We start from the raw sequence: 25,168 nt of genomic DNA on the forward strand, positions 1-25,168 counted from the left end.
ATGTTATTTTTTAATAGGGCCAATTGGCCCTATTTTTATACATTATTTATAACTTTCTACCTAATCGCTTTTCTATTTGTTTTTTTTCCCATTCAGGGCTGAAAAAATTGAATACTTCAAATACAGAAAGCCCGTGTGAAACAATACCAATACCCCAGAAAATAGCGGTCCATATAAACCATATATGATTTGGGTTTGTAAACATATTCACTAAAAACAATCCCACGATTACACATACATAGGTAACTAAATGGGAGTAAAAGTCTTTAATATCTTTTACATGTTTAATGGCGCTTTCTTCTTCGTGTGAAATTGACGCATGGCCTGCTGCTGATTGTGGTTGAGCTGTATCGTTGTTCATATCGTTCTCCTGTGTTAAATCAGTTATCTCTACTTCAAAAACAGCAGCTAAAGACTTTAAAGATTCAACACTGGCATTTTGACCTCGTTCAATTCTCTGAATGGTGCGAATACTTAACCCGCTAAATTCAGATAATTGCTCTTGAGACCAGCCTTGTTGTAACCTTAATTTTCTAACTATCATTATTTCTTCCTTAGCTGTTATCTGTTTCGTAGTTTGACTGATAAATGATGCTTTGCACCACGTCACTAACACGTCAGACATATGACAATACTTTAATATCAATAAGTTACCATTTATCTGTGGCAGGTTAAAGTCATGTTTATTATTGTAAGTATTAAACAAACCATATAACTTTTTCAATATGTTGCATGTATATTGGTTTGCAAAAAGGATATTTTATGAAGTAAGTGTGACTTTATTGTTGGTATAAATAAACCACAATTAAATGTGTGCCTGTTAGGCTCGCGAAGATATTGTTTTGAGTTTGGCAGGCCGGCTGTATTTTTAATAAGTGATCCGCAGGTAATTTAATTACTTCTTTTGTATCACTAATGATCAACTCAGCATCACGATATAAGCTGTAAACAAAACATAAATCGGCTTGTTCTAGCGGATAATTAACTAGTTTATGTTCAGCTATTACGTTGGTATTAAAACCTTCTGTACGGGTAATAACATTAAAATCGGTAATGTCGCCTGAATGTAAATTACCTACAGTTTTATCGTCACCGTTAAAGGTAGCCATATCGAGTAGGTTATTTAGCTTATCTATTTTACTGTCGTTGTGCTGTAGGTTAATACCGTTACCGTCAATTAAAATTAGGTGACGGGTATAGCCAGCAAAGTTTGAAAATACGCCATCTTCAATCACACTGGCTATACTTAAACACCAATCAAAATCATCTAATGTTCCCCCTACATTTATCGCCAGTTCAGTGGTTTCACCTAAGCCGTTTTTCCACGGAACTGTTTTAAATTGTTTAGGGGGAATAATTTCTATCACATGTTTCTCAGTAAACTCATTAGATAATGTGTTTAGCATGAAAACGTAAATGGTTTTCAATAAAGCTGGCGATAAAAAAGTAGCTGTGATCATAGCCCTCATGCTGATTTAGCGTCAGGTCGTAGTTAACACTTTTCGCTGCTGCTAATAAGTTTTCAGGTTTAAGCTGTTCTACTAAAAAATTATCAGCTAAGCCTTGTTCAACTAACATGGGTAAGTGTTGTGCAGATTTTTTGATGAGTTCACATGTGTCGTATTCTCGCCAAGCTTCTACATTGTCACCTAAGTATGCTGTTAATGCTTTTTGACCCCAAGGGCAGTTAATAGGATTAACAATAGGGCTAAAAGCAGATACCGACGAATAGCGTGATGGGTTTTTAAGTGCAATAGTTAATGCGCCATGGCCGCCCATTGAATGTCCGCTAATGGATCGTTGTTGTGAAACAGGAAAATTAGCTTCAATTAAACCAGGTAACTCGTTTACCACGTAATCATACATTTGGTAATGATCCGCCCAAGGTGCTTGAGTTGCATTTACATAAAAACCAGCACCTTGTCCTAAGTCGTAACCTTCATCATTGGCGACATCTTCACCACGCGGGCTAGTGTCCGGACATACAATCGCCATGCCTAATTCAGCGGCAATACGCTGCGCTCCGGCTTTTTGTACAAAGTTTTCATCAGTACAGGTTAAGCCTGAAAGCCAGTATAAAACAGGAACTTTATTAGTTTCGCTGGCTTGGGGTGGCAAGTAAATAGCAAATTGCATAACACAGTTTGTGCTACTTGATTGATGAGTAAACTGCTGTTGTTTACCTTCAAAAATTTTAGTTTCGCTCGTTTTTGTTAAAGTAGAGTCAGTTAACATAATATTATTTTCAGCCATTTTATTTATGATCAAAGTGAATTACGCTGCGAATACTCTTACCTTCATGCATTAAATCAAAAGCATCGTTAATGCCTTCAAGAGACATAGTATGAGTAATAAAGTCGTCTAACTTAAATTCGCCCGCTAAGTAACGCTCTACATATTCAGGTAACTCAGTGCGGCCTTTAACCCCACCAAATGCTGTACCACGCCATACTCGACCAGTTACTAATTGGAAAGGACGTGTTGAAATTTCTTTACCTGCCCCCGCTACACCAATAATAACCGACTCGCCCCAACCTTTATGGCAACACTCAAGAGCTGAGCGCATAATGTCAACGTTACCAATACATTCAAACGAGTAATCTACGCCGCCATCGGTTAATTCTACGATAACGTCTTGGATCGGTTTGTCGTGATCTTTCGGATTAATACAATCCGTTGCGCCTAATTTCTTAGCAAGTTCAAATTTGCTTTCGTTAATGTCTATAACAATAATGCGTGAAGCTTTTGCCATGGTTGCGCCAATAACGGCTGAAAGGCCAATACCACCTAAACCGAAAATAGCAACCGTATCGCCTTCTTCAACTTTAGCGGTATTCATTACTGCGCCCATACCTGTAGTAACACCACAACCTAATAAACACACTTCTTCAAGTGGTGCTTTAGGATTTACTTTAGCGAGTGATATTTCAGGTAAAACGGTGTACTCAGAAAACGTTGAACAACCCATGTAATGATAAATAGGTTGGCCGTCTTTATAAAAGCGTGTAGTGCCGTCAGGCATTAAACCTTTACCTTGCGTTTCACGTATTTGCTGACACAAATTAGTTTTACCCGACAAACAGAATTTACACTCACGACATTCAGGTGTGTAAAGTGGAATAACGTGATCGCCAACCGCAACGCTAGTTACGCCTTCACCAACTTGTTCAACAATACCACCGCCTTCATGACCTAAAATAGCAGGAAAAATGCCTTCTGGATCTTCTCCCGAGAGGGTAAATGCGTCGGTATGACAAACACCCGAAGCAATAATTTTAACTAATACTTCGCCTTTTCGTGGCAGCATTACATCAACTTCTTCAATACTTAAAGGTTGATTAGGGCCCCATGCTATGGCGGCTTTTGATTTAATAAATTGGTCTGTCATGATTAATACCTTTAATCTGCTTATTACCTAATATATTTAATGTATTCACATAAAAATTAGGGTCTATGGTAATTGATGGATCTGCTGTTGTTAATTCAATTTCAGCCCACTCAGATGTAGGCGTGATCCATTTTTCTTTATTATTAATAAATATTTTAACAGGCATATTAAAATCTTTAACGGTATTACTCCATTTTATTTTTAATATTTTATCTTTAACAAAAAACTCAAAGGTAGGAATTCGTACATCTCTTAAGTATTGGTTAAATACTTTAGAAAAATCTAGGCCAGTATGCTCATTAATATAATGTTCTACTTGTTGAGTAGTCACCGTTTTATGGAAAAATTCTTTATTCAAACCGCGTAATAGATTACGCCAAGTGGTATCGTTATTCACGATTTGTCTTATGGTATGTAACATATTGGCACCTTTGTCGTACATATCGCTTGAACCTTCTTGATGAACATTATACTTGCCAATAATTGGGCTCGTATTTTGAATATTCAACCGTTGGCCTCTAACATATTCAAAGGCTTTTTCTTTGCCAAAATGATATTCAACAAATAGGTTTTCTGAGTAGCTCGTAAAGCTTTCATGTATCCACATGTCGGCAATATCAACACTGGTTATATTATTGGCAAACCATTCGTGTCCTGTTTCATGCACAATAATAAAATCAAACAGTAAGCCAACACCTGTTTGACTACGGTCTGAACCTAAATAACCGTTTTTATAGCCATTGCCATAAGTCACAGAACTTTGATGTTCCATACCTAAATAGGGCGCTTCAACTAGCTTGTAGCTATCTTCATAAAAAGGATAAGGACCAAACCAATATTCGAGTGCTTCAATGGTGCGTTTAGCTTCTGCAAATTGCTTTTTGGCCTTGGTTAAATTATCGCGTAAAACATAATAATTCATATCAAGTTTGCCGTTTTCGCCTTGGTAAACTTCATTAAAATTAACGTAATCGCCAATGTTAATATTTACGCCATAATTATTTATTGGATTAGTTACTTTCCAGTGATAAGTTTTCGTTTTAGCGGTTTTGTTATGTTCAATTTTAATTAATCGACCGTTAGATACATCAAACAAATGCTCAGGCACTTCAACACTTATTAATACGCCGTTATCAGGTTCGTCGTAGGCATGGTCTTTATTAGGCCACCAAATACTAGCACCTAAACCTTGGCAAGATGAAGCAATAAAATCGATATCGTTTTCGTCTTTATTCCACGTAATACCTCCATCCCAAGGTGCTTTTACCGCTTCTTTTGGAATACCTGAAAAATGCATCACTACTGCATATTCTTTACCTATTTCGGCATTAGGCTGAGTATTAATAAAATACGAATAACCTTGTTGAGTAAATTTTAAAGCTTGGCCATTTTGTGTGACTTTTTCTAATATCAAAGGTTGCTGAAGTTCTATTTGCAGAGGTTTTTGTTGGCTTAATACACGATACTTCATGGTGTTAGTGCCTGAAATAGATTTACTTGCAGGATCAACGTTAATATCAAGATGGTAATGAGTTAAATCCCACCACGCGCGTTCTGGTGTAATAGAACCACGTAAAATATCTTGTTGCGAAACTTCATCGGCAGCAGAAAAAAGTTGTTTGGCAAAAGCTTGTGGTGCAAAGCATAAAATAAAAATGAGCAGCGAGCTAAATAGAGTAGTTATTGTCATAGTTGTTACATATCAGTTGTTATCCTTTCAAGATAATATCAACGATATTGGGCATTACAACACCATAACCGTTGAAATAACATTTGCGTGCGCTTAAGTGTTCACGTTAGAATCATGCTACGTTTAGCTTAGGCTAACGTAGAAAACTTGTCGGAGTGCCAAAGGGCTGAGATCGCGAAAGCGGGAACCGTAGAACCTGATTAGATTAACATCTGCGAAGGGAACAAGTACAAACATCGAGTATCTATTGCTTGGTGTTTCACTCGTTTATACCAAAAATATACCCAATACAGCTCCGCCTATTTTTTATTGATTATAATTAAATAAGGTGAGAGAAATGACAACAGAAAACAAACCACAAACCAGACGCGAAAAACGTGAAGCTGCTGAAGCTTTTCTAAAAAACGTGTCAGATCAATCGTTTCCTAATTCAAAAAAAGTGTATGTGCAAGGCAAAATTCACGATATCAAAGTGGGTATGCGTGAAATTACCTTAACAGACACTTTATTGCCTGGTAGCGCAAAAGATAATCCTCAGTACGAAAAAAATGCGCCACTATGTGTTTACGATACCTCAGGTTTTTATACGGACGAAAACGTAGAAATTGATGTACACAAAGGTATTCCGCGTTTACGTGAAAGCTGGATTGAAGGCCGTAACGATGTTGAAGTACTTGATTCAAAAACATCGGTTTATACTCAGCAACGTTTAGCTGATGAAGGTTTAGACCACCTACGTTTTGAACATTTACCTAAAGTACTACGTGCTAAAAAAGGTAAAAACGTTTCGCAAATGCATTACGCCAAACAAGGTATTATTACGCCAGAAATGGAGTATATCGCCATTCGTGAAAACCTTAAGCGTGAAGAAGTTAAAGACGAAATGTTACTGCAACAGCACAAAGGTCAGTCTTTTGGTGCGAGCATTCCTGAGCAAATTACCCCTGAATTTGTACGTGATGAAGTGGCTCGTGGTCGCGCAATTATTCCTGTAAATATTAACCACCCTGAATGTGAGCCTATGATTATTGGTCGTAACTTTTTAATTAAAGTAAACGCCAACATTGGTAACTCAGCGGTAACTTCTTCCATTGAAGAGGAAGTTGAAAAGCTGGTTTGGTCAGCTAAATGGGGCGCTGACACCGTAATGGATTTATCAACAGGGCGTAACATTCATGAAACTCGTGAGTGGATTTTACGTAACTCGCCAGTACCAATTGGCACCGTACCTATTTACCAAGCGTTAGAAAAAGTAAACGGTGTAGCTGAAGACTTAACGTGGGAAATTTTCCGCGATACCTTAATTGAACAAGCTGAGCAGGGTGTTGATTACTTTACGATTCATGCCGGCGTATTATTACGTTACGTACCTATGACGGCTAAACGTGTAACAGGTATTGTTTCGCGCGGTGGCTCTATCATGGCTAAATGGTGTTTAGCGCATCATAAAGAAAACTTTTTATACACTCACTTTGAAGACATTTGTGAAATTTTAAAACAGTACGATGTGTCATTCTCATTAGGTGATGGTTTACGTCCCGGTTCGGTGGCAGACGCTAACGACGAAGCACAATTTGCTGAACTACATACGCTAGGCGAATTAACTAAAATCGCTTGGAAGCATGATGTTCAAACCATTATTGAAGGTCCAGGTCACGTGCCATTGCACATGATTAAAGCTAACATGGAAGAGCAACTTGAACACTGTGGCGAAGCGCCATTTTATACCTTAGGCCCATTAACGACTGACATTGCACCGGGTTACGACCACATTACTTCTGGTATTGGTGCGGCTAACATTGGTTGGTATGGCTGTGCCATGCTGTGTTATGTAACACCTAAAGAGCATTTAGGTTTACCCAATAAAGACGATGTAAAAGAAGGCTTAATTACTTACAAAATAGCGGCTCATGCTGGCGATTTAGCGAAAGGTCATCCGGGTGCTCAAATTCGTGATAATGCGATGAGTAAAGCGCGTTTTGAATTCCGTTGGTACGATCAATTCAATATAGGTTTAGATCCTGAAACAGCTAAGTCTTACCACGATGAAACCTTACCGCAAGAATCAGGAAAAGTAGCTCACTTTTGTTCAATGTGTGGCCCTAAATTCTGTTCAATGAAAATATCTCAAGAAGTGCGTGATTACGCCGCTGATTTAGAGTCAGGTCAAAAGATTGAAATTCAATTATTAGATGAAATGATTGTATTAGACGCATCTGCAGCAGCCCAATCTGAAGTAGAAAAGGGCATGGCAGAAAAATCAGCTGAATTTAAAGCCACAGGTAGTGAAATTTACCACCCTGCAAAAGCGTAATAATTGTTGTGAGCATTAATATAGCCATTATTGGCGCTGGCTTAATGGGAAGACTTATAGCCCTGTCGTTAATGCGACAAGGTTATAAGCCAACCTTGATAGATAAAGACGACACCAATGCACGTAATAGTGCAGCTTACGCGGCTGCAGGATTACTTACGCCACTAGGCGAAGCTATGCATTGCGAACCTAATATTGTTGAAATGGGGTTGGAATCTCTCAAGTTGTGGCCAGAGTTTTTAGCCACACTTGACGAGTATACTTTTTTTCAGCATGAAGGGGCTATAATGGTCAGCCATACGCAAGATCAAGGTGATTACTTACATGTGGCTCGTTACCTTAAAAACCATTACCCACAATACCCAACACAAGCATTAAATCGACAACAGCTTGAATCTCTTGAACCTGAATTAGGTCGTTCGTTTAACCAAGGACTGTATCTTCCACAAGAAGGTCAAATAGGTAATCGAAAGCTGTTAATTGCCTTAAAAACCCAATTACAACAATCATCCGTGCATTGGTTAAGTGAAACCGAAGTGGTTGATATTGAAAATGTTGAACGGGGTTGCCTGTTAACTTACCGATCTGTAAAAACTAAGGATGCTAAAGCAATTACGCAAACATTCGATTTAGTCATTGATTGTCGAGGTACAGGGGCAAAGTCGTTGTCGAGTTCGGCTAGCGGTAATAATAAAAGTAATTTGAAAGATTTACGTGCAGTACGTGGCGAGCTATTTCAGTTGTTCGCACCTAACGTAAATATTTCTCGACCTATTCGGTTGATGCATCCACGTTATCAATTGTATATAGCACCTAAAGGCAAAGGGTTTTATGTTGTAGGAGCAACCGAAATTGAAAGCGATGATACTTCTCCAATGACGGTTCGTTCAGCGATGGAATTACTGAGTGCAGCTTATAGTGTTCATCCGGGGTTTGCAGAAGCCAATATTCGACAGCACGTTAGCCAGTGTCGTCCAGCTTTTAGTGATAATCAACCTAAAATTATGACCAACCAGCGTCTTATTCAAGTAAATGGCTTATATCGTCATGGTTTTTTAATCGCTCCTGTTGTACTTAAGCAGCTTGAGTCTTTGATTAGTGTTTTAAAAGAAAGCTATAGCAAGGGTGAAGAACCTAATGAAAGTGAATACTCACATTTTAAGTATTCACATTTATTGCCTATTACTTGTAGTGAGCAAAGTCGGGTAAATGAGATAGAGAACATAATCTAAGATGAATATTTTTATTAATGGTGACCGATTTACCATCGAAAATAGTGAACACAGGAACGTTTTTGTTGCTAACGCATTGCAGCAATTTTTAAATGAAGATCAACAACAAACAACTTTTGCCGTAGCGCTGAATAGCGACTTTGTCGGTAGGGGTGATTATGGCAGAACCCCGCTTAAAGAAGGCGATAGCATTGATGTGCTATTTCCTATTCAAGGTGGATAACGCGTTAGGTATTAATTTATGTCATTAACAATTTACGGACAAACATTAAATAGTCGGTTACTTATTGGCAGCGCGCTGTATTCGTCGCCTCAAATAATGAAAGACGCCATTTTAGCCAGTGGTTCGCAAGTGGTTACTTTGTCGTTAAAAAGACAAAATCCAGCAGATAACTCAGGCGTTAAAATTTGGCAATACATACAAGATATTGTTGCCCAAACTAACGGATTTTTATTACCGAATACGGCTGGCTGTAAAAGTGCGAAAGAAGCCATAACACTCGCCAAAATGAGTCGAGAAATTTTCGATACTGACTGGATTAAGCTCGAAGTTATTGGCGACGATTACAATTTACAGCCAGATCCCATCGAATTATTAAAAGCAACCGAGCAACTGATTGCGGATGGCTTTAAAGTGTTACCCTACTGTACTGATGATCTAGTACTTTGCCAAAGGCTGAGTGATTTAGGTTGTGAGGTGGTTATGCCTTGGGCCTCGCCAATAGGAACAGGTAAAGGATTAATGAATCCTTATAACCTTGAAACTATACGTTTGCGCTTACCTAATACCACGCTGATTTTAGATGCTGGTATTGGTAAACCGTCTGACGCATGTTTGGCTATGGAAATGGGTTACGACGGCGTACTACTCAATAGCGCAGTAGCTTTAGCGGATAATCCGGTAGCGATGGCAAAAGCGTTTGCTTTGTCGTTACAGGCAGGGGAGTTGGCCTATGTAGGTGGTGTTATGCCAGAGCGACAGACAGCTCACCCATCGACACCGACATTAGATACGCCGTTTTGGCACCAAAATAGCTCATAAATACTGCGATAATTGACTATTTTGTTGGCTCACTACTTGCTGTATCAATTAATTAGAGTGATATTTTTTATTATAAACATTAAATAATTTGAGAGTTGAATATATGATGACATCTAATAAACCGATTGTTTGGACTATCTCTGGCAGCGATTGCTCTGGTGGCGCTGGAATAGCAGCTGATATTAAAACAGGTCATGCGCTTGGGGTTGATGTTTGTCATTTAAGTACAGCGAATACGGTGCAAAACTCTCAAACTTTGCTGTCGGTTAATCCTGTCGATGTAGACATTTTAGCGCAACAAGCACAGTTATTATTAAACGATAAAATGCCAAGTGTGATCAAAATAGGTTTGCTGGCGAATATTGAACAAGTTGCTTGGTTGGCCGATTTTTTGGCGACGTTAAAGCAACATCATCATTCCATTAAAGTGGTGTACGATCCTGTTGGTCATGCTTCGGTAGGTGGTAAGTTTTCTAATTTATCTGTAGTGGAACTTGCACCCTTATTGAGCGTTATCGATGTTATAACGCCTAATAGTCAAGAAGCACAATGGTTAGCAGGTTTAAATAGCGACAACATAAAAAATTTAGCTGAACGCATTATTGGATTAGGTGTAAAATCGGTCATCATAAAAGGTGGGCATCCATTAACAAAGTGTGTACCTAATAATATTTCTTGTTTAGATTACTGCTTACATACCTTAACAGATGTCGACTTAAGTAAAATGAGTCAAGACAAAACCATAGAGTACGGTTTACGCTCAATTAAAGTTGATACTGATTATAGCCATGGTGGCGGTTGTAGTTTTGCGAGTGCATTCGCTGCTTTTGTTGCTCATGGTCATTTGGTACGAGATGCTTTTACTTTGGCTAAAGCTTTTATTAATAAAGGGTTAAGTAAAAACAAAGGTAAACATGATCACTACGGCGCTTTTGAACAAACCACTTGGCCGATTCAAAAAGAGTATTTTCCCGTAGTTTCAACAGATATTAATGACAAATACTGCGAACTTAGCGCATTTAAATCGTTAGGTTATACACGAAACAAACAAAAGTTAGGTTTATATCCGGTTATTGATTCACTTTATTGGTTAGAGCGTTTGTTGCCGCTGGGGTTACATATTGTTCAGCTACGCATAAAAAATAAAACTGAAGCCGAGTTAGATGCAATTATTGCTCAAGCGGTCGAATTAGCAAAAAACTATCCTGATACTCGCTTATTTATTAACGATTACTGGCAGTTGGCAATAAAACATGGTGCTTATGGCGTACATATTGGTCAGGAAGATTTACAAACCACGCCGCTTGATCAAATACATAAAGCAGGTTTACGTTTAGGTATTAGCACCCATGGTTGTTACGAGTTTTTATTAGCACAACAGTTAAAGCCCTCGTACTTGGCGATTGGCGCTATTTATCCAACTAAAACTAAAAACATGACAGGGCAAATTCAAGGCGTTGAAAACCTAGCTGATATTTTAGCGTTAAGCACTGATATTCCAGTTGTTGCGATTGGTGGTATTAATCATGAAAGAGCGCCTGAAGTTTTAGCAACAGGCGTAGATAGTATTGCGGTGGTTACTGCTGTTACAGAAGCTGAAAGCCCTGAAAATTCAGTAAGATTCTTTCAAAATCTATTAGCCTAATAGGATTTATTATTAAGGAACTAACTGATAAATATTACCGCTAGCATAATCTGCTGTATATATTTCACCTTTGGAATTTAGTGCGAAAGTTGAAAGGTTAATACCTGTGGCATCAAATAGTTTGATCGGAGTGGAAAAATCCGGAAATCTTGTCGCCCAAACACCACCTAAAATAAAATCAGCATATATATAATGGTTGTGTAATTCAGGTATCAATTTGCCTGTATATACATAGCCGCCAGTAATCGATAGACCATCTTTATGTGTGTAAGTTACTTTAGGTAAAGTTAAACCTTTTTGGTTACAATCTTTTTCGGGTTTAAAGCATTCATCACCTTCCATTGTATTCCAGCCAAGGTTTTGTCCTTTTTCAACAACAGAAATTTCTTCAATTTTACTTTGGCCTACATCAGCAACAATTAATGTGTCGCCAGCAAATGAAAAGCGCCAAGGGTTTCTTAAGCCATAAGCCCATATTTCTGGCCTAAAGTTAGCCGTTGCAATGAAGGGATTATCTGTAGGAACAGCATAAGGGACTTTGTCACTGGTATTAATATCAATACGTAACATATTGCCGAGTAAGGTTTTAGTATTTTGACCATGCCCTTTTGGATCTCCGCCTGCGCCACCATCACCCATGCCAATATATAAAAAATTATCAGGCCCAAAAGCTAGTTGTCCGCCATTATGGTTTTGATAGGGCTGTTTAATTTCTAAAATAATTTTTTCGTTAGATAAACTATAATTTTCAGCGTTTTTGTTTAAAGTAAATCGAGAAACTCGAGTTCTACGTTCACCTTCTTTTGGAAAGTAGTTAATAAATAAAAAATTATTTTTTGTGTGATCGGGATGAAATGCTAGGCCTAATAGCCCCATTTCAGTGTCACTTTTTACAGCGAACTCATGTACGGTATGTATTTTTTTAGTTAATAGATCCGTAAATATTAGTTTTCCTTTTTTTTCTGCTATTAATAATTCTATATTTGAATCAGGAAAAAATTTTACATCTGTAGGTTGCTCTATGCCTGTTATCACTTCTTTTAACTGTACTGCTTGGGTGTAAAAAGAGATAAATAAGACGATAAAAATACTGAGTTTCATTTTTATTTCTTTAACTGTATGTACGGTGATTTGATATTACAGATAAAAAAAACATAAATAAAATATATATTGTTAATGTTCAACAAAAATGGTTTTTCATCATATTAAATTACTTAACCTCAACTCGGGTTAATGAATGTTAGATAATGAATTAAAATTATTATTTATCAAAACCTTAACCTGTACCGTTGTTTTCCTAAGTTATATTAGTCTCTCAACATTGATATTTTTGTGTATAACAAGGCGAATTTAGCATAAAAATAGCTTGTTGAGTAACTTTGCTTATCCCGAGCTGAGGTTACTTATTATTAATTACATACAGCTTAGCGAAACGTGGAACTTAAGGCTTCTAAGGCGTTAGCATTTTCATTCACTTTAATACTGCTTTCGTTAACATTTTCTGCACTTTCTGTGTTTTGTTTTGAGATAATATCAATAGCATGGATGTTTTTATTAATTTCATTGGCTACAGCACTTTGTTCTTCAGCGGCGGTTGCTATTTGAGCGGTAATATTACTCACGTTATCAATCATAGATTTTATACTATTCATGCTTGATTTCGCTTCGTTCGTGTTTAACACACAGTTGTTGGCATCATCACGACTGACAAGCATTATATTACTCCATGAAGTTAATGTGCTTTGTAATTCAACTACTGAGTTACGAATATGCTCAGTGGCTGATTGGGTTCGACTAGCTAATGTTCTTACTTCGTCGGCAACAACAGCAAATCCTCTACCTTGCTCTCCTGCTCGCGCTGCTTCAATAGCTGCGTTAAGAGCAAGTAAATTAGTTTGATCGGCTATACCTTCAATTTCATCCATTATTTTGGCTATATTGGCAGCATCTTGAGTTAAACTTTGCGCATTCGATGCAGCGTTTTCGACTTCTTGTGAAAGCTTACTAATTTTTATTTCGCTTTCATCAATCGTATTTATTGATTTATCACACTGTTCAACAATATCTACCACTTTATCATGCGCTTCAGCAGTACTCTTACTTACTTCATTTATTGTGGTACTCATTTGTGTAATGGCTGTAGCTAATTGATCAAGTTGATTATTTTCTTCAAGTAAACCATTTAATGTTTGTTCTGATGACTGAGAAAGTCCTGAAGCTAAACCGGTTAATACGGTGCCAGAGTCATGGCTGCGACCTAAAATAGTCCTCACTTTGGCATGTTGTAAAAGAGATGGGTAATTTAATAATGCGCCAATACCTTTACCTGCGAATAATAAGCGTGAAGGGCTGTCGTATTTTTCTTTAATATTTTTAACATGTTTGGGTAATACGAGCATTTCCTCAGTAAAAATAGCGATAAACAAAATAAAGCTAATAAGCTGAATGACTGCAGCTGAAACACTGTAATTTATACCTATAAACACGGTACTGAGTGTAATAAGTATTAAAGCGATAAGGCGTTTTAACGGAATGTTTATAGAGAATTCAACCGATATTTTTTTGTTATTTAATTTGTCGTACAATTTAGTCGCTGCAATTTTCTGTGCTTGACTAGGGCAGGTGCGTACAGACTGATAACCAATAATTGTATCGTTTTCATATACAGGTGTAACGTAGGCGTCTACCCAGTAATAATCTTTTTTGTTTTTACAAAGGTTTTTTACCATGCCTCGCCATGAATCACCTCGCTTTAATTTCGCCCATAAGTCTTCAAAGGCTGCTTTCGGCATTTCAGGATGGCGGACTATATTGTGATGCTGACCAATAAGCTCTTTGGGCGAATATCCCGATATTTGAGAAAAGTTGTCATTAACGTAGGTAATATCACCCTTTAAGTTAGTCATAGAAATTAATTGTTCTGATGATGCAAAGGTGACTTCATTGCCGAGTCCATTCATAAAAAGGGATCCACGTTTTGTGATGTATAAGGTTATTTTCTTAATACATTAAAATTATAGGGTTATCGTATAATACTAGCAGTTTTAATGGGGGTAGTATAAAATTGGAAAAATTTTTTTAATAAAAACAGTATGGTTTTGTAAGATAAATTTTACTTATAAAAAAACCACTATAAATAGTGGTTTTAATGTTGGTTGTGTTAGCTGTTTTACTTTAAAGAAGCAATATATTGCGTTAGTGCTTCAATATCAGCGTCTTCAAGTTTCATAGCAATATTGCGCATCATTTTTGCTTTGTCGTTTGCGCGTGTACCCGTACGGAATTTTTCAAGCTGAGATTTAATGTAAGCTGCACTTTGTTGGCCAATAACAGGGAAACCTGCTTTATCCATACCTTGACCTGTAGCACCATGACAAGCAACACAAGCAGTAATTCCACGAGAGGCATCACCACCTAAATAGAGTTTTTTGCCCTTTTCATTGGTTGTATCTGAACCAACAGCCATTTTTTGTGAAGCAAAGTATGCACCTAAGTCTGCCATGTCTTGTTCTGATAGCGCCATTGTCATACCACCCATGATTGGATCTGCACGACCTTCTTTACCACCCGACGACATACCTAATTTAAAATCAGCAAGTTGTTTAGCGATATAAGCTGCACTTTGTCCTGCTAATTTAGGGTATATGGCAACTGCTCCATTACCGTCTACGCCATGACATGCTGCACACATAGCTGACTTGCCTTTACCTGCGTCAGCGTCGCCTTCAATAGCTGATGCCGTGTTAAGTGCACCTAGTCCTAATAATAGTGTCAAAAGTATTTTTTTCATAAATGACTCTCTGTTTAACGCTAATAATTAGCGTGTCATGGGTTAAGTAATTCGATTGGTATCGCTAGATGAACGCATTTTACACTAATTTAATGATTGTTAAATATATTACCTTGTATATTCAACAAAATTAATAAAAATAGCGAGCGGCAAAGGCAAGTTGTCTTTCGGTTAAATTTATTGGGTTGTTGGTATACATTCGCCCTGGGCGGTAGCTATCAATCCAGGTAAATTCAGTAGATAAAAACCAAGGTTTTGATAAGCGATAGGTGTAGTTTAAGGTAAATGCTTTACCGCGTTCGGTGTTGTTGTCGCCTATTGTTTTATCGTTATCTTTTATGTTGAATCGTTCTATACGTGAGGTGATTCTATGGGCTTTAATGCGTTTTGAAAGGGCAATATAACCATTAGTGTAATCGTTATTTACAACATCGGTTTTTAAAGGGCTTTGCATGAGTGTATCACCATGTAATAATTGACTCGTTAGTACAATGCCTTGTGGTAATAACCACGTTAAATCAACATGAGTAAAGCGAGTTTTCCACGCATATTGACCATTGTCTACAATATAAGGTTTGCCGTTGTTGTTGTAATAGCCTGCAGAAATAGCGCCTTTGTTATGGAATTTAATTTCAGCTCGAACATGTCCTCCAACTCTATCGTCTAATTCTAAAAAAGGATCTGAGCTTGAGGCTTGTTCGTATAAGTCGTAGCCTTGCATTCTTGCTTTAAAGTATGGGAGTTGTATTTTTTCCGAGTAAAGGGTTTGCCGATTACTGATGGTCCAGCCATGCCAAGAGAGCATGCTGCCTGCGGGGTCATTATTTACAAAAGCGCTTACGGTTAACGATAAATCGAATGGGTCTTTATTTATTCTTCCTAAACGGGTCAGGGTAATTTCGTTACCTAACACTCTAATTTCTTCACCTATCCATGTATTTAAGCTTGATGAGTTTAAGGTGTTTTTACTGGCCCATGCGTATGCATTGTTTTCGAGAGATATTTTAGGATAAAACACGCCTAGTTTTGATTGCCACCGATAACCAGAAGCATTAGGTAAACCTGAATATTTAATATAGCCTTCGGTTAAGCCTAGTTTAAATTTGCCATTGTTTTTATAGGCGTTAGCTACGGCATGAACACTTAAACCATTATCCCAGCTTAAGGCTATTTCGCCCCCCGCTTGTGCAAGAGAAAGGCTTTCTCCGTCATTTAATGCAAACTTTCCGTAACCACCTTGTGTATAACTGCTTGTTAAGGAATCGGTTGCTGTTGCTCTTAAGTCTAGTACCCCATGAAATGTACTTTCCATTTCATAAGCGCTTGCTTGGTTTAGTACCGCTAAGCTTAAGGTAAATAAAAGAGTAATAAAGTGTTGTTGCACGCGTTAGCCTTTTTCAACGCTCAATACGTCTTGTTTTTTCATCCAAGTAGTAAAGTCGTTTGTGGGTTTAGGTCTGCTAATAAAATAACCTTGTCCAAGTTCACAGCCTTGTTTTGCTAACCAGCGTAATGCGAAGTCGTCTTCAATTCCTTCTGATACTACAGATAGGCCCATGTTATGAGCTAATTCAATGGTTGATCTTACAATAATTCGGTCGTCTTCATCTTCATGCAAATGTTGCACAAAAGACTTATCTATTTTTAATTCGTGTACAGGTAGCTGTTTTAACTGAGCTAACGATGAATAGCCTGTGCCGTAATCGTCTATCGATATTTTTATGCCAGCGTCTTTAAAACGTTGTAGTAGCATAATGGCAGATTCAGGATTATCAACAACTGCGCTTTCGGTAACCTCTAAGGTAACTTTATTGGCAGGCACTTTATTTGCTGCAATGGTGTTGCAAATAAATTCGTAAAAATCAGACTCTTTTAAATTTTCAGCTGAAATATTAACAGCCACGTTAATATCTATACCGTCTTCTCGCCAAATGGCTGATTGGCTAAGTGCTGTAGCAACAACCCAACGGGTTAGGCTGTTAATTTGACCTGTTTGTTCGGCAATATGAATAAAATTGTCTGGCGGTATCATGCCTAAGGTGGGGTGATACCAACGTACAAGGGCTTCAGCATGAGTAACAATATTGGTTTTTAAATCAAGCTTGGGTTGGTAATGCAATTCTAGTTGGTTGTCAGAAATAGCGTGTTTGAGGTCGTTAATTAGGTTCAGGCGTTCAACGCTATTTACATCTAACGACTTATCGTAACATTGGTAATTTTTATTGTTTTTTCTGGCATTTTGTAAGGCCGTGTCAGCCATTTGTAGTAGTGTTTTATCTACGTTGCTGTGTTCAGGAAACGACGAAATACCAATACGTACTTGCAGTTGTAAGTTAATTCCACCGTAGTCGCAGTGAGCTTCTAATGCGGTGTTAATATTTTTAACGAGTTCAGCAATTGAATGTTTATCTTGTTTTTCAAAAAGTAAAATAAATTCGTCGCCACCAAGGTGACACAATAGGGTGAATTGCGAGAGCTTTTTTAGTCTGTCAGCGGTTCGCTGAATAAGCCAATCACCTACGTCATGCCCGAGGGTTTCGTTTACGTCTTTCAATCGACTTAAATTAAGATGAAATAGCTGAAAGCTGGTTTTGTCGTTAATTAATTGGTTTAACGTTTTAACTAAAATATTTCTGTTGGGTAATTCTGTTAAAGGGTCGTGATTAGCTCTGTGTGTAAGTTCTTGCTCACGCGTAAGTACGGCTTGTTGCATGAGGTTAAATTCGTCAGCAAGCTGTCCAAGTTCGCTACTGTCTTTTAATTCGATTTTTTGTTGATAATCACCACGGGCGATCATTTTAGCTTGTTTTACTAAACGTTTAATGGGCTTGGTAATAGAAGCGGCAATAATATAAGCACTTGTTAATGAAAGTAATAGGGTGATGAAAGTAAGAATTAAAAACTGCCACCATTGTTCTTGCAGTAATTTAACAATATCGGCTCTTAAACCGTACATAGCTAAACCAAATTGTTGATCGTCAAACTCAGTAATTAACTCACCAATGGCTATGTATTGCTCAGGGGTTTGTCCGTTAACAATGTTTTTAGCAAAGTTAATGTCGGCATCAGGATTTGATGAGGCAATAAGTAACCATTGATTATTTTGGTTAAGAATAAAATCAACTTCTAAACGCGTAATGTCTAAAAAATGAGTCGCTAATGTTTGATTAATTTCAAAACCAAAAGCTAACCAACCAATAGTGCTAGTGCCTACAGAAAGTGGCGATAAACTTAATTGATACAAGATACCGTCAAGCATATACAAGTGCGATTTTTCTTGGCTTTCTAACCAATCAGTATGTTTAAATTGGCTACCGAGTTCAGAACCTTTTTGAACTTTAGTTTTTGCATTATCTAGATGAGAAACTTGTAGTTGGGCAGTTATGTCGCCGTTTGCTGAAATAGCCATAGCAAGATCGGCATTAATACGCTTACGGTGGTTATTTAAAGCAAATAGCAGGCTGCGTGTATCGTCTTCAAATACGTCTTTTATACCGTAATCTTTTGCGGCAGTTTCAGCAAAGGCCGCTAAATAATCGCGACGACTATTAAACTGCTCTGTAAATATGGTTTTAGCCGTAGTAAGCCTATTATTAATTTCTTGTTGTTCTTGTGCATTATTACCTTTAATTAAGGTCCATAATGCAATCGACTGCACGAGTAACAGTAATAAAACAAAAAATAAAAATATTTTTGTTTGTAAGCTTTTCACATTAAGCATAATTGCTTATCCCTAATTCGGGTTGTTTAATAATCAGACAAAAAATCGAAGTCGTCTCCATTTTGTTGGCTAGGAATTTCATCCATAGGTTTTGATAACTGCATCGTTACCGCCATAGAACTATCTAAGTTAATCGTTTTAGTTATTCTATTGTTAACCTCTGTCATTTGTGGATGCCAAACTACCACTTTATATTGACCTGATTTATCAATAACAATTTCAGTATTACCGTTTTTATCTGATTTTGCGAAAAAAGGCGTGTCCACAATAAGCATATAACCACTCATCCAGTCATGAATGTTGCACCCCATGGATACTTCGCCCGCTTCGTTAAAGTCGTTTTTTATCACTTCTTGACCTGAACGAATTTTAACTGAAAACTTATTGTCACCAACGGGTGAATAGATATGGTGGGTAATATTGTCTTGGTTATTAAATTTAACTTTACTACCCAATTGCATAACACTGATGTAAGGAATAAAGGCTTTATTTGCTTGGCCTATTTCTAAAGTGTTAGTGTTTTTTAATGTGGCTTGATGGCCAATCGGCTCAACATATACCACCATGTTTTCTAATGGTTTTTGGTTAGTATCAACAATGTTAACCGTAAGAGTGTTGGTAGCATTAGCAAAAAAAGAAGGCGCACAAATAATAAAAAAGCTAATAAATAAGAATTTTATTTGAATAGGTAACTTATTAAACAACAGCTTATTCCTTGTGGTTAAATAATTAAAACAGGTAAAGCAAATTATAGTAACAATACGCAGATAAATAACAACAAAGATTAAATATATAAATTTTAGGCATAAAAAAACAGCATATAAAATGCTGTTTTTTTAAAGTGAGAGACGCTTTATTTTAATGTAGCAATAAACTGCGCTAACTCATTAATGTCTTTTTCAGATAAGCTCATTGCAATGTTACGCATCATTTTTGATTTGTCGTTTGCACGCTCGCCTGACTTAAATTTAGTTAATTGAGACGTAATATACTCAACACTTTGGTTTGCTAATGAAGGGAAACCAGCGTTAGCCATGCCTTTACCCGTAGCACCATGACAAGCAACACAAGCGGTAACTGATTGGTTTACGTGGTTAACTTTACCACCGTAATAAATTTTACTACCAAGTTCAGAGCCTTTACCGTTTCCAGCCAATGGTTTTTGTGCTGAAAAGTATGCTGCTAGTTCAACCATGTCTTGCTCAGAAAGAGGAGCAGCCATACCCGACATAACAGGATCTTTACGGTCACCATTTTTAAGCTCTGTTAATTGCTTAACAATATAACTTGCATGTTGGCCAGCTAACTTAGGATAAATCGCCACTGTAGCGTTACCACCTGTACCATGACACGCTGCACATACAGCCGCTTTCTTTTCACCTGCTAATACTTCTTCAGTAATTGCCGCAACAGTAACCTTTTTCGGTTTAATGTTAGCAACAGCCTTTGTATCAGCGAAGTAAGCGCCAATATCTAAAATTTCTTCGTCAGTCATTTGGCCAGCAAATTGATTCATCGGATAGTTAGAACGATTTTCATTTGCTTTAAAGTTATGTAATTGTTTTTGAATATACTCAGGATGTTGTTTAGCAAGATTAGGGTAAATAAGTACTTCACTGTTACCGTCTTTACCATGACAACCAATACAAGCACCAATGCTACGAGATGCATCACCTAATTCGTATAAACTTTTACCTGCTACAGCATCAGGTTCGTATTTAGCTACTGGAGCTGCGGCACTTGCGCCTGCGTCCCCACCTGCAGCACTCGCGTCAGCTGCTGTACGAGGTAAACTATTATAATATGCACCAATGTCAGCCATGTCTTGTTCAGACAAACCTGCAGCCATAGGCCCCATTACAGGATCGCTACGGTCAGTACTATTTTTTAACGCTTTAAGTTGTTTAACAATGTAGTCAGCATGCTGACCCGCAAGATTAGGGTATGCGTCACTCGCACTAATACCATTTGCACCATGACATCCAGCACATAAAGCAACCTTGCCTTTACCTGCTTCAGCATCACCAGAAGCAACGGCAACATTCATACCTGTAAAAATTATTAATAGTGAAAAAATAAAACGTTTCATTGAATAGATCTCTTCTTGCCTTAACTAAGCAACTTACCTAATTAAAAAAAAGTGTTTAAAAAAACTGGCAGTATTTTACACAAATAATTGCACCGTGTAATAAACATAGTAAAAATAAGGTGATATTTTATCTATTTTTTGAATATAAATGAAAAAAATAGATATAATGGCGATAATTATTACAGTATTTGGAAACTACCTTGTCATCATCAAGCATAAATTTACACAGAGCGACGTTTACACTTAGCGCGCCAGACATTCGTCGGTTGCCTGATGATACGGGGATAGAAGTCGCATTTGCTGGTCGATCTAATGCCGGAAAATCGAGCGCTTTGAACACCTTAACTAATCAAAAAAGCTTAGCTAGAACCAGTAAAACACCTGGAAGAACACAGTTAATTAACGTGTTTGAAATTGCAGAAAACAAACGTTTAATCGATTTACCTGGTTATGGTTTTGCGCAAGTGCCATTAGAAATGAAAAAGAAATGGCAAAAAGCACTAGGCGAATACCTAGAAAAACGCGAATGCCTAAAAGGATTAGTGATCTTAATGGATATTCGTCATCCGTTAAAAGACTTAGATAAAGATCTTATTCAATGGGCTGTAGATAGCGAATTACCTATTTTAGCTCTATTGACGAAGTGCGATAAATTATCTTTAGGGCAAAGCGCGACTGAAGTACTTAAAGTGAAAAAAATACTAAAAGAACATAATGCTGATATTACTGTTCAAGCATTTTCATCATTAAAACGCACTGGTTCAGAACAAGCGACTGCGGTTATTCAAGCATGGTTTGAAGGCGACCTTAATGAAGACCTAGCGCAAGACGAACTTATTAAAGATTAGTTTGAGCATAATTAAACAATAAGGAATCATTAAAAACCTTATTAACACCAAAGCCTTGCAATAATACTGCAGGGCTTTTTTATGTCTTGCTTAAAGCGGGAATGATAAAGATAATTTTTATACCTACTTGATATTAAATAGAAAAAACTAAATTTTAGGCAAAAAAAAGCCGATAACAATAAGTACCGGCAAAATAAGAATAAGTTATGGGGAAAACTTACAATTCAATAAACTGTTCGCTAAGAACCCTCGCATTATAGAGCATGTACTCTAGTAAAGTAAAGCTTTTACTCTAAATAAAGGAGGGATTTGTGGAAATATGATTTAATCAGAAGTATTCAAGCATAAGTTTAAATGACTTAAATAGTTAAAAAAGCAAATAAATACTATTTTTATATGCAGCCATCGAGAAATTCTTCTTTCTACAAGAAAGCGGGATTAGATCCGCCTTTTACACATCCATCAGTTGTGTCTATATTTTTAAGTCATTGATCTAATGATAACAATCACGTAATGTCGATGTTAATTATAAATTAAAGGGATTAATGGCCTTTGTAGAAAGGCGGATTACATCCTCATATTAAACTTTTAGGCTTTTGACCAATACAAGGAGTTAAAATTGGAATTTGATTACGCAAAAATACTATTTGTGGTCGTTACTACAGTTGTAACAGTAGCAATTACTTTTTACCTTAAAGATTTCCTTCAAAAGAAAAATGAATATAAAAAGTTAAAAAATAAGCTTGAAGCAGTGGCTGGGAGAAACGCTTATATTGTATATACAGGTGCTGGCAGTGGAGTAGGATCTAATTTATATAAAATAACAGATATTGATGAAGGTGGTATTACGTTAAAAAATTCATTGCAGACTATTTTCATCCCACCTTTATTGCTTTTAAATTCACCAATGGTTGTTCCTGATGAAAATTATGAAACTCTTAAAAAGGAACATCAAGCTCGGGAAGTTGAAGCTGTTGCTCAATCAATGTTTCAGCCTTTACTTGATAAAATGATTGAGGGAATTGAAACTGATCTTAGTGATGATGAAGGTGAGTTAAGTTCACGAATAGAAGTTAGAGTAACTCAGATTTTAGAATCTAAAGGTGTTTTGTCGCAAGTTTCAACAGCGGAATTAAATAGACTTAAGCAATTAGCAAAAAAAGCCTAATAAGAAAATCAACTAGGACTAAAAACAGTGGGCTGTTCGCTCCGCTCCATTTTAGCCTGTTATTTAGGCGTTAGCCGTTTTGCAAATTTTGGAGGTAATCCACTAACTCGTGAATATGAGTTGAAGGGTTATCAGTAAAATTATTTTCGACTTCAATTAAAGCTCGTAGTGCATTTTTCTTAGCAAATTCAAGTTGTTGTAGTAATGTACAAAATACTTTTTCATCTCCTTTAGAATATTCAGGCATTACTTTTTTTAATTCTTTTAATACTTCGTTAGAAATACTTGAGTTACCTGAGGCACTGAATGGTTTCGTTGTATATTGAAAGTGGAGTAATAACCAATATTCAAAACAAGGAATTGAAACAATATGAAAAAATAACCCCGCTGGTTTTTTTAATGCTATTTTAGCTTTCGTTTCTTCATAAGTTTCATGGGAATCTTTATCAAAAACACAGTAAATTCGATCATAGCCATCTCCCTTATCTTGTTCAGTCTTTGCTAACTTTTCAGCTCTTCTAAGAACACTTTTAGGGCTAGAGCCACATGAACCATCAATTTCAACATTTGCAGAATTTAGTTTGTAATAATTTACAAGCTCAGTGAAGTAATTTGGTTCTGTTTTTTCACCTTCACAAACGATAAGTACTTTGTCGTATGAAGAACGTCTAGAAGCTCTACGTTTTAGATCTCGAGTAGCTTTCGCTTTCCTTTTATGGTGCAAATCTTCCGACCCCATTTTACGCTCCTAATTTATTAATGTTCTTAATAAATGGTAAAGCGCCATATCTCCCTGAGAGATAGCTCACTTCTAAATTTTCACGTTCTTTCCTAGGGCTAAAATCAGTTAAAGGGTAAATAGAAGTTTCTTGATGTTTATTTTTTTCACAAAACCAGATTTGATCGCGTCTAAACACATCTTGATTTAGAATAGATGTTTCATGAGTTGTAAAGATCAATTGAGCATTTTTAGGGTTTGTTTTGGTGCTGTGAAAAAGGTTCACTAAATATTTAACCATCTTAGGATGCAAATTATCATGTAGTTCATCAACAATTAAAATATATCCGTTTTGAAGGATATCGATCCAAGGACCAGCAAAAGAAAAGAACTTTTGTGTACCATCAGATTCTTCTGAAAAGTCTAAAGGAACTCTCTTACCTGATTTTGTTTTATGTACTGTCTTAATATCAATTACTTCCTTTCCTTTCATCTCTCTTGAGATTTGTTCTTTTACAATATCTGGTAATTCATCAGGAAGAGATTTAGGATCAAACTTCTCAGATTCAATTTCGATATCATCAATATTAAAATCAGCAGACTGTAAAAAATCTAAAACTTGTTTTTTTGTTTCATCATTTTCACACAAAGATGCGGTATAACTAGGCCCCCAACCACTAACATTAGTTGGACGTAATTTTTCTTTAAACCAATTAAAAATAGGTTTAAGTTGCTCACTATTTAATTGAACAGCAGTGGATAAAAATAATGCATTAGAGCGGGTGGAATTCATCCACACACTTTTTGTACCTAACAAGTGCTCACTAAATTTATAATCATATTGACCATTTTTTGTATCAAAAACTCTAGAAAACCATCTCTGAGGTCTAGCTTTAGGATATGCAATTAGCCACTCTTCTAACACTTTATATTTTGTAGCCGAAAAACCATATTGGAACTTAATCCCTTCACTAATAAAAATGACTTCAAACTCAGAAGCTTCATTCATTGTTTCTTCGTCAAAAAGGTAAGGCGTGATTGGTAAAGAGTCTCCTTCTTGGATATTAGAAGAGGAGTTTCTAACAATAAACTCCATTTCCATTAATGCTCGGATTATGTTTGATTTGCCAGCAGCATTCGCACCATAAATAACAGCCGAACGAAGTAGATAAGTATTAGTGGCTTCTGGCAAAAAAGAGTTATCTTTTTCTAACTCATCACCTTTTGCTTTTACCATGCTAAATACTTGCCTCTCTTTAATAGAGCGATAGTTTTTAACTGTAAATTCAATTAGCATTTTTAGGGTATTCCATAGTAATATTTCTAAAGTCATGGTAGCACTAATTCGTAATAGCCTTCCAGTTTTATGTGTTTTTTTGACAATAAAATACAAAATATCGACTTAAAGCGGCTAACAAGTTGCTTAAACGGAGAAAAAACAGTTGGCTTTTGCTCGTCCTTCGCTAATTTTAGCTAACATATTATTTGCCTATTAACAAGGCGCTGGTTCGAGGTAATTGAGT

The 25,168-nt window shown here is 36.8% G+C and carries 21 protein-coding genes and 1 riboswitch; of the genes, 7 read left to right on the top strand and 14 right to left on the bottom strand.

From position 1 onward, the window contains the following. Positions 1-46 precede the first annotated feature (46 nt). From ACM9HF_RS14370 to ACM9HF_RS14390, 5 genes are all read right to left on the bottom strand, one after another. Positions 47-544: a 2TM domain-containing protein gene (locus ACM9HF_RS14370; RefSeq protein WP_473610089.1), complete on the bottom strand. Its 498-nt coding sequence runs from the start codon at positions 542-544 to the stop codon at positions 47-49. 235 nt (positions 545-779) lie between these two features. Further along, a complete protein-coding gene (locus ACM9HF_RS14375; protein WP_473610092.1) occupies positions 780-1,406 on the bottom strand; it encodes a HutD/Ves family protein in 627 nt (208 codons plus the stop codon). Further along, complete coding sequence (gene fghA / locus ACM9HF_RS14380; RefSeq protein ID WP_473618313.1) at positions 1,387-2,235, bottom strand: S-formylglutathione hydrolase; 849 nt, start codon at positions 2,233-2,235, stop codon at positions 1,387-1,389. The genes ACM9HF_RS14375 and fghA overlap by 20 nt, the downstream gene beginning before the upstream one ends. 19 nt (positions 2,236-2,254) lie before the next feature. After that, positions 2,255-3,388 carry an S-(hydroxymethyl)glutathione dehydrogenase/class III alcohol dehydrogenase gene (locus ACM9HF_RS14385; protein WP_473610094.1) on the bottom strand — a complete coding sequence of 378 codons (1,134 nt, stop codon included), beginning with the start codon at positions 3,386-3,388 and terminating at the stop codon, positions 2,255-2,257. After that, positions 3,369-5,078, bottom strand: coding sequence for a M1 family metallopeptidase (locus ACM9HF_RS14390; protein WP_473610099.1), 1,710 nt, complete (start codon positions 5,076-5,078; stop codon positions 3,369-3,371). The genes ACM9HF_RS14385 and ACM9HF_RS14390 overlap by 20 nt, the downstream gene beginning before the upstream one ends. A 141-nt stretch (positions 5,079-5,219) precedes the next feature. Further along, positions 5,220-5,318: riboswitch (TPP riboswitch) on the top strand. 97 nt (positions 5,319-5,415) lie between these two features. On the opposite strand from ACM9HF_RS14390, the gene thiC reads away from it, so the two are divergent. The 5 genes from thiC (at position 5,416) to thiE (ending at position 11,311) form a co-directional block, all read left to right on the top strand. Further along, positions 5,416-7,392 carry a phosphomethylpyrimidine synthase ThiC gene (thiC, locus tag ACM9HF_RS14395; RefSeq protein WP_473610102.1) on the top strand — a complete coding sequence of 659 codons (1,977 nt, stop codon included), beginning with the start codon at positions 5,416-5,418 and terminating at the stop codon, positions 7,390-7,392. 8 nt (positions 7,393-7,400) lie between these two features. Next, positions 7,401-8,624: an FAD-dependent oxidoreductase gene (locus ACM9HF_RS14400; RefSeq protein WP_473610106.1), complete on the top strand. Its 1,224-nt coding sequence runs from the start codon at positions 7,401-7,403 to the stop codon at positions 8,622-8,624. 1 nt (position 8,625) lies between these two features. Beyond that, positions 8,626-8,847 (top strand): sulfur carrier protein ThiS, encoded by a 222-nt coding sequence (thiS, locus tag ACM9HF_RS14405; RefSeq protein ID WP_473610110.1) that lies wholly within the window; start codon positions 8,626-8,628, stop codon positions 8,845-8,847. A gap of 18 nt (positions 8,848-8,865) precedes the next feature. Continuing rightward, a complete protein-coding gene (locus ACM9HF_RS14410; protein ID WP_473610114.1) occupies positions 8,866-9,666 on the top strand; it encodes a thiazole synthase in 801 nt (266 codons plus the stop codon). Positions 9,667-9,769: 103 nt separating this feature from the next. After that, positions 9,770-11,311 carry a thiamine phosphate synthase gene (thiE, locus tag ACM9HF_RS14415; RefSeq protein ID WP_473610118.1) on the top strand — a complete coding sequence of 514 codons (1,542 nt, stop codon included), beginning with the start codon at positions 9,770-9,772 and terminating at the stop codon, positions 11,309-11,311. Positions 11,312-11,323: 12 nt separating this feature from the next. Here thiE and ACM9HF_RS14420 read toward each other — a convergent pair whose 3' ends face one another. From ACM9HF_RS14420 to ACM9HF_RS14450, 7 genes are all read right to left on the bottom strand, one after another. Further along, the gene (locus tag ACM9HF_RS14420) at positions 11,324-12,412 is read right to left on the bottom strand and encodes a PQQ-dependent sugar dehydrogenase (protein ID WP_473610121.1); all 1,089 of its coding nucleotides are present in this window, start codon (positions 12,410-12,412) and stop codon (positions 11,324-11,326) included. Between the two features lie 323 nt (positions 12,413-12,735). Next, positions 12,736-14,271 carry a methyl-accepting chemotaxis protein gene (locus ACM9HF_RS14425; protein ID WP_473610125.1) on the bottom strand — a complete coding sequence of 512 codons (1,536 nt, stop codon included), beginning with the start codon at positions 14,269-14,271 and terminating at the stop codon, positions 12,736-12,738. Positions 14,272-14,480: 209 nt separating this feature from the next. Continuing rightward, the gene (locus tag ACM9HF_RS14430) at positions 14,481-15,101 is read right to left on the bottom strand and encodes a c-type cytochrome (protein WP_473610127.1); all 621 of its coding nucleotides are present in this window, start codon (positions 15,099-15,101) and stop codon (positions 14,481-14,483) included. Between the two features lie 130 nt (positions 15,102-15,231). Continuing rightward, positions 15,232-16,485 (bottom strand): hypothetical protein, encoded by a 1,254-nt coding sequence (locus ACM9HF_RS14435; protein ID WP_473610131.1) that lies wholly within the window; start codon positions 16,483-16,485, stop codon positions 15,232-15,234. Positions 16,486-16,488: 3 nt separating this feature from the next. Then, a complete protein-coding gene (locus ACM9HF_RS14440; protein ID WP_473610135.1) occupies positions 16,489-18,822 on the bottom strand; it encodes a bifunctional diguanylate cyclase/phosphodiesterase in 2,334 nt (777 codons plus the stop codon). Between the two features lie 26 nt (positions 18,823-18,848). After that, entirely contained in the window at positions 18,849-19,526 is a 678-nt protein-coding gene (locus ACM9HF_RS14445; protein WP_473610140.1) for a cupredoxin domain-containing protein, read from the bottom strand. A 149-nt stretch (positions 19,527-19,675) separates the two neighbouring features. Beyond that, entirely contained in the window at positions 19,676-20,911 is a 1,236-nt protein-coding gene (locus tag ACM9HF_RS14450; RefSeq protein WP_473610143.1) for a c-type cytochrome, read from the bottom strand. A 200-nt stretch (positions 20,912-21,111) separates the two neighbouring features. Here ACM9HF_RS14450 and yihA point away from each other — a divergent pair, with 200 nt between their 5' ends. Together yihA and ACM9HF_RS14460 are read left to right on the top strand one after the other, a co-directional pair. Then, positions 21,112-21,759, top strand: a complete 648-nt coding sequence (gene yihA, locus ACM9HF_RS14455; protein WP_473610147.1) for a ribosome biogenesis GTP-binding protein YihA/YsxC — start codon at positions 21,112-21,114, stop codon at positions 21,757-21,759. A 619-nt stretch (positions 21,760-22,378) separates the two neighbouring features. Beyond that, positions 22,379-22,927: a hypothetical protein gene (locus tag ACM9HF_RS14460; protein WP_473610151.1), complete on the top strand. Its 549-nt coding sequence runs from the start codon at positions 22,379-22,381 to the stop codon at positions 22,925-22,927. Positions 22,928-22,997: 70 nt separating this feature from the next. Here ACM9HF_RS14460 and ACM9HF_RS14465 read toward each other — a convergent pair whose 3' ends face one another. After that, positions 22,998-23,666 (bottom strand): RloB family protein, encoded by a 669-nt coding sequence (locus tag ACM9HF_RS14465; protein WP_473610154.1) that lies wholly within the window; start codon positions 23,664-23,666, stop codon positions 22,998-23,000. A 1-nt stretch (position 23,667) separates the two neighbouring features. Then, the gene (locus ACM9HF_RS14470) at positions 23,668-24,978 is read right to left on the bottom strand and encodes an AAA family ATPase (RefSeq protein WP_473610158.1); all 1,311 of its coding nucleotides are present in this window, start codon (positions 24,976-24,978) and stop codon (positions 23,668-23,670) included. Positions 24,979-25,168 lie beyond the last annotated feature (190 nt).

Source organism: Colwellia sp. RE-S-Sl-9 (genome assembly GCF_048296855.1).
Lineage (GTDB): Bacteria > Pseudomonadota > Gammaproteobacteria > Enterobacterales > Alteromonadaceae > Pseudocolwellia.

Excerpts from the sequence above, each read along its gene's own strand:
- ACM9HF_RS14370 (WP_473610089.1), bottom strand. The coding sequence starts at position 544 with ATGATAGTTAGAAAATTAAGGTTACAACAAGGCTGGTCTCAAGAGCAA.
- ACM9HF_RS14375 (WP_473610092.1), bottom strand. The coding sequence starts at position 1,406 with ATGCTAAACACATTATCTAATGAGTTTACTGAGAAACATGTGATAGAA.
- fghA (WP_473618313.1), bottom strand. The coding sequence starts at position 2,235 with ATGTTAACTGACTCTACTTTAACAAAAACGAGCGAAACTAAAATTTTT.
- ACM9HF_RS14385 (WP_473610094.1), bottom strand. The coding sequence starts at position 3,388 with ATGACAGACCAATTTATTAAATCAAAAGCCGCCATAGCATGGGGCCCT.
- ACM9HF_RS14390 (WP_473610099.1), bottom strand. The coding sequence starts at position 5,078 with ATGACAATAACTACTCTATTTAGCTCGCTGCTCATTTTTATTTTATGC.
- thiC (WP_473610102.1), top strand. The coding sequence starts at position 5,416 with ATGACAACAGAAAACAAACCACAAACCAGACGCGAAAAACGTGAAGCT.
- thiS (WP_473610110.1), top strand. The coding sequence starts at position 8,626 with ATGAATATTTTTATTAATGGTGACCGATTTACCATCGAAAATAGTGAA.
- ACM9HF_RS14410 (WP_473610114.1), top strand. The coding sequence starts at position 8,866 with ATGTCATTAACAATTTACGGACAAACATTAAATAGTCGGTTACTTATT.
- thiE (WP_473610118.1), top strand. The coding sequence starts at position 9,770 with ATGATGACATCTAATAAACCGATTGTTTGGACTATCTCTGGCAGCGAT.
- ACM9HF_RS14420 (WP_473610121.1), bottom strand. The coding sequence starts at position 12,412 with ATGAAACTCAGTATTTTTATCGTCTTATTTATCTCTTTTTACACCCAA.
- ACM9HF_RS14425 (WP_473610125.1), bottom strand. The coding sequence starts at position 14,271 with ATGAATGGACTCGGCAATGAAGTCACCTTTGCATCATCAGAACAATTA.
- ACM9HF_RS14430 (WP_473610127.1), bottom strand. The coding sequence starts at position 15,101 with ATGAAAAAAATACTTTTGACACTATTATTAGGACTAGGTGCACTTAAC.
- ACM9HF_RS14440 (WP_473610135.1), bottom strand. The coding sequence starts at position 18,822 with ATGCTTAATGTGAAAAGCTTACAAACAAAAATATTTTTATTTTTTGTT.
- ACM9HF_RS14450 (WP_473610143.1), bottom strand. The coding sequence starts at position 20,911 with ATGAAACGTTTTATTTTTTCACTATTAATAATTTTTACAGGTATGAAT.
- ACM9HF_RS14465 (WP_473610154.1), bottom strand. The coding sequence starts at position 23,666 with ATGGGGTCGGAAGATTTGCACCATAAAAGGAAAGCGAAAGCTACTCGA.
- ACM9HF_RS14470 (WP_473610158.1), bottom strand. The coding sequence starts at position 24,978 with ATGACTTTAGAAATATTACTATGGAATACCCTAAAAATGCTAATTGAA.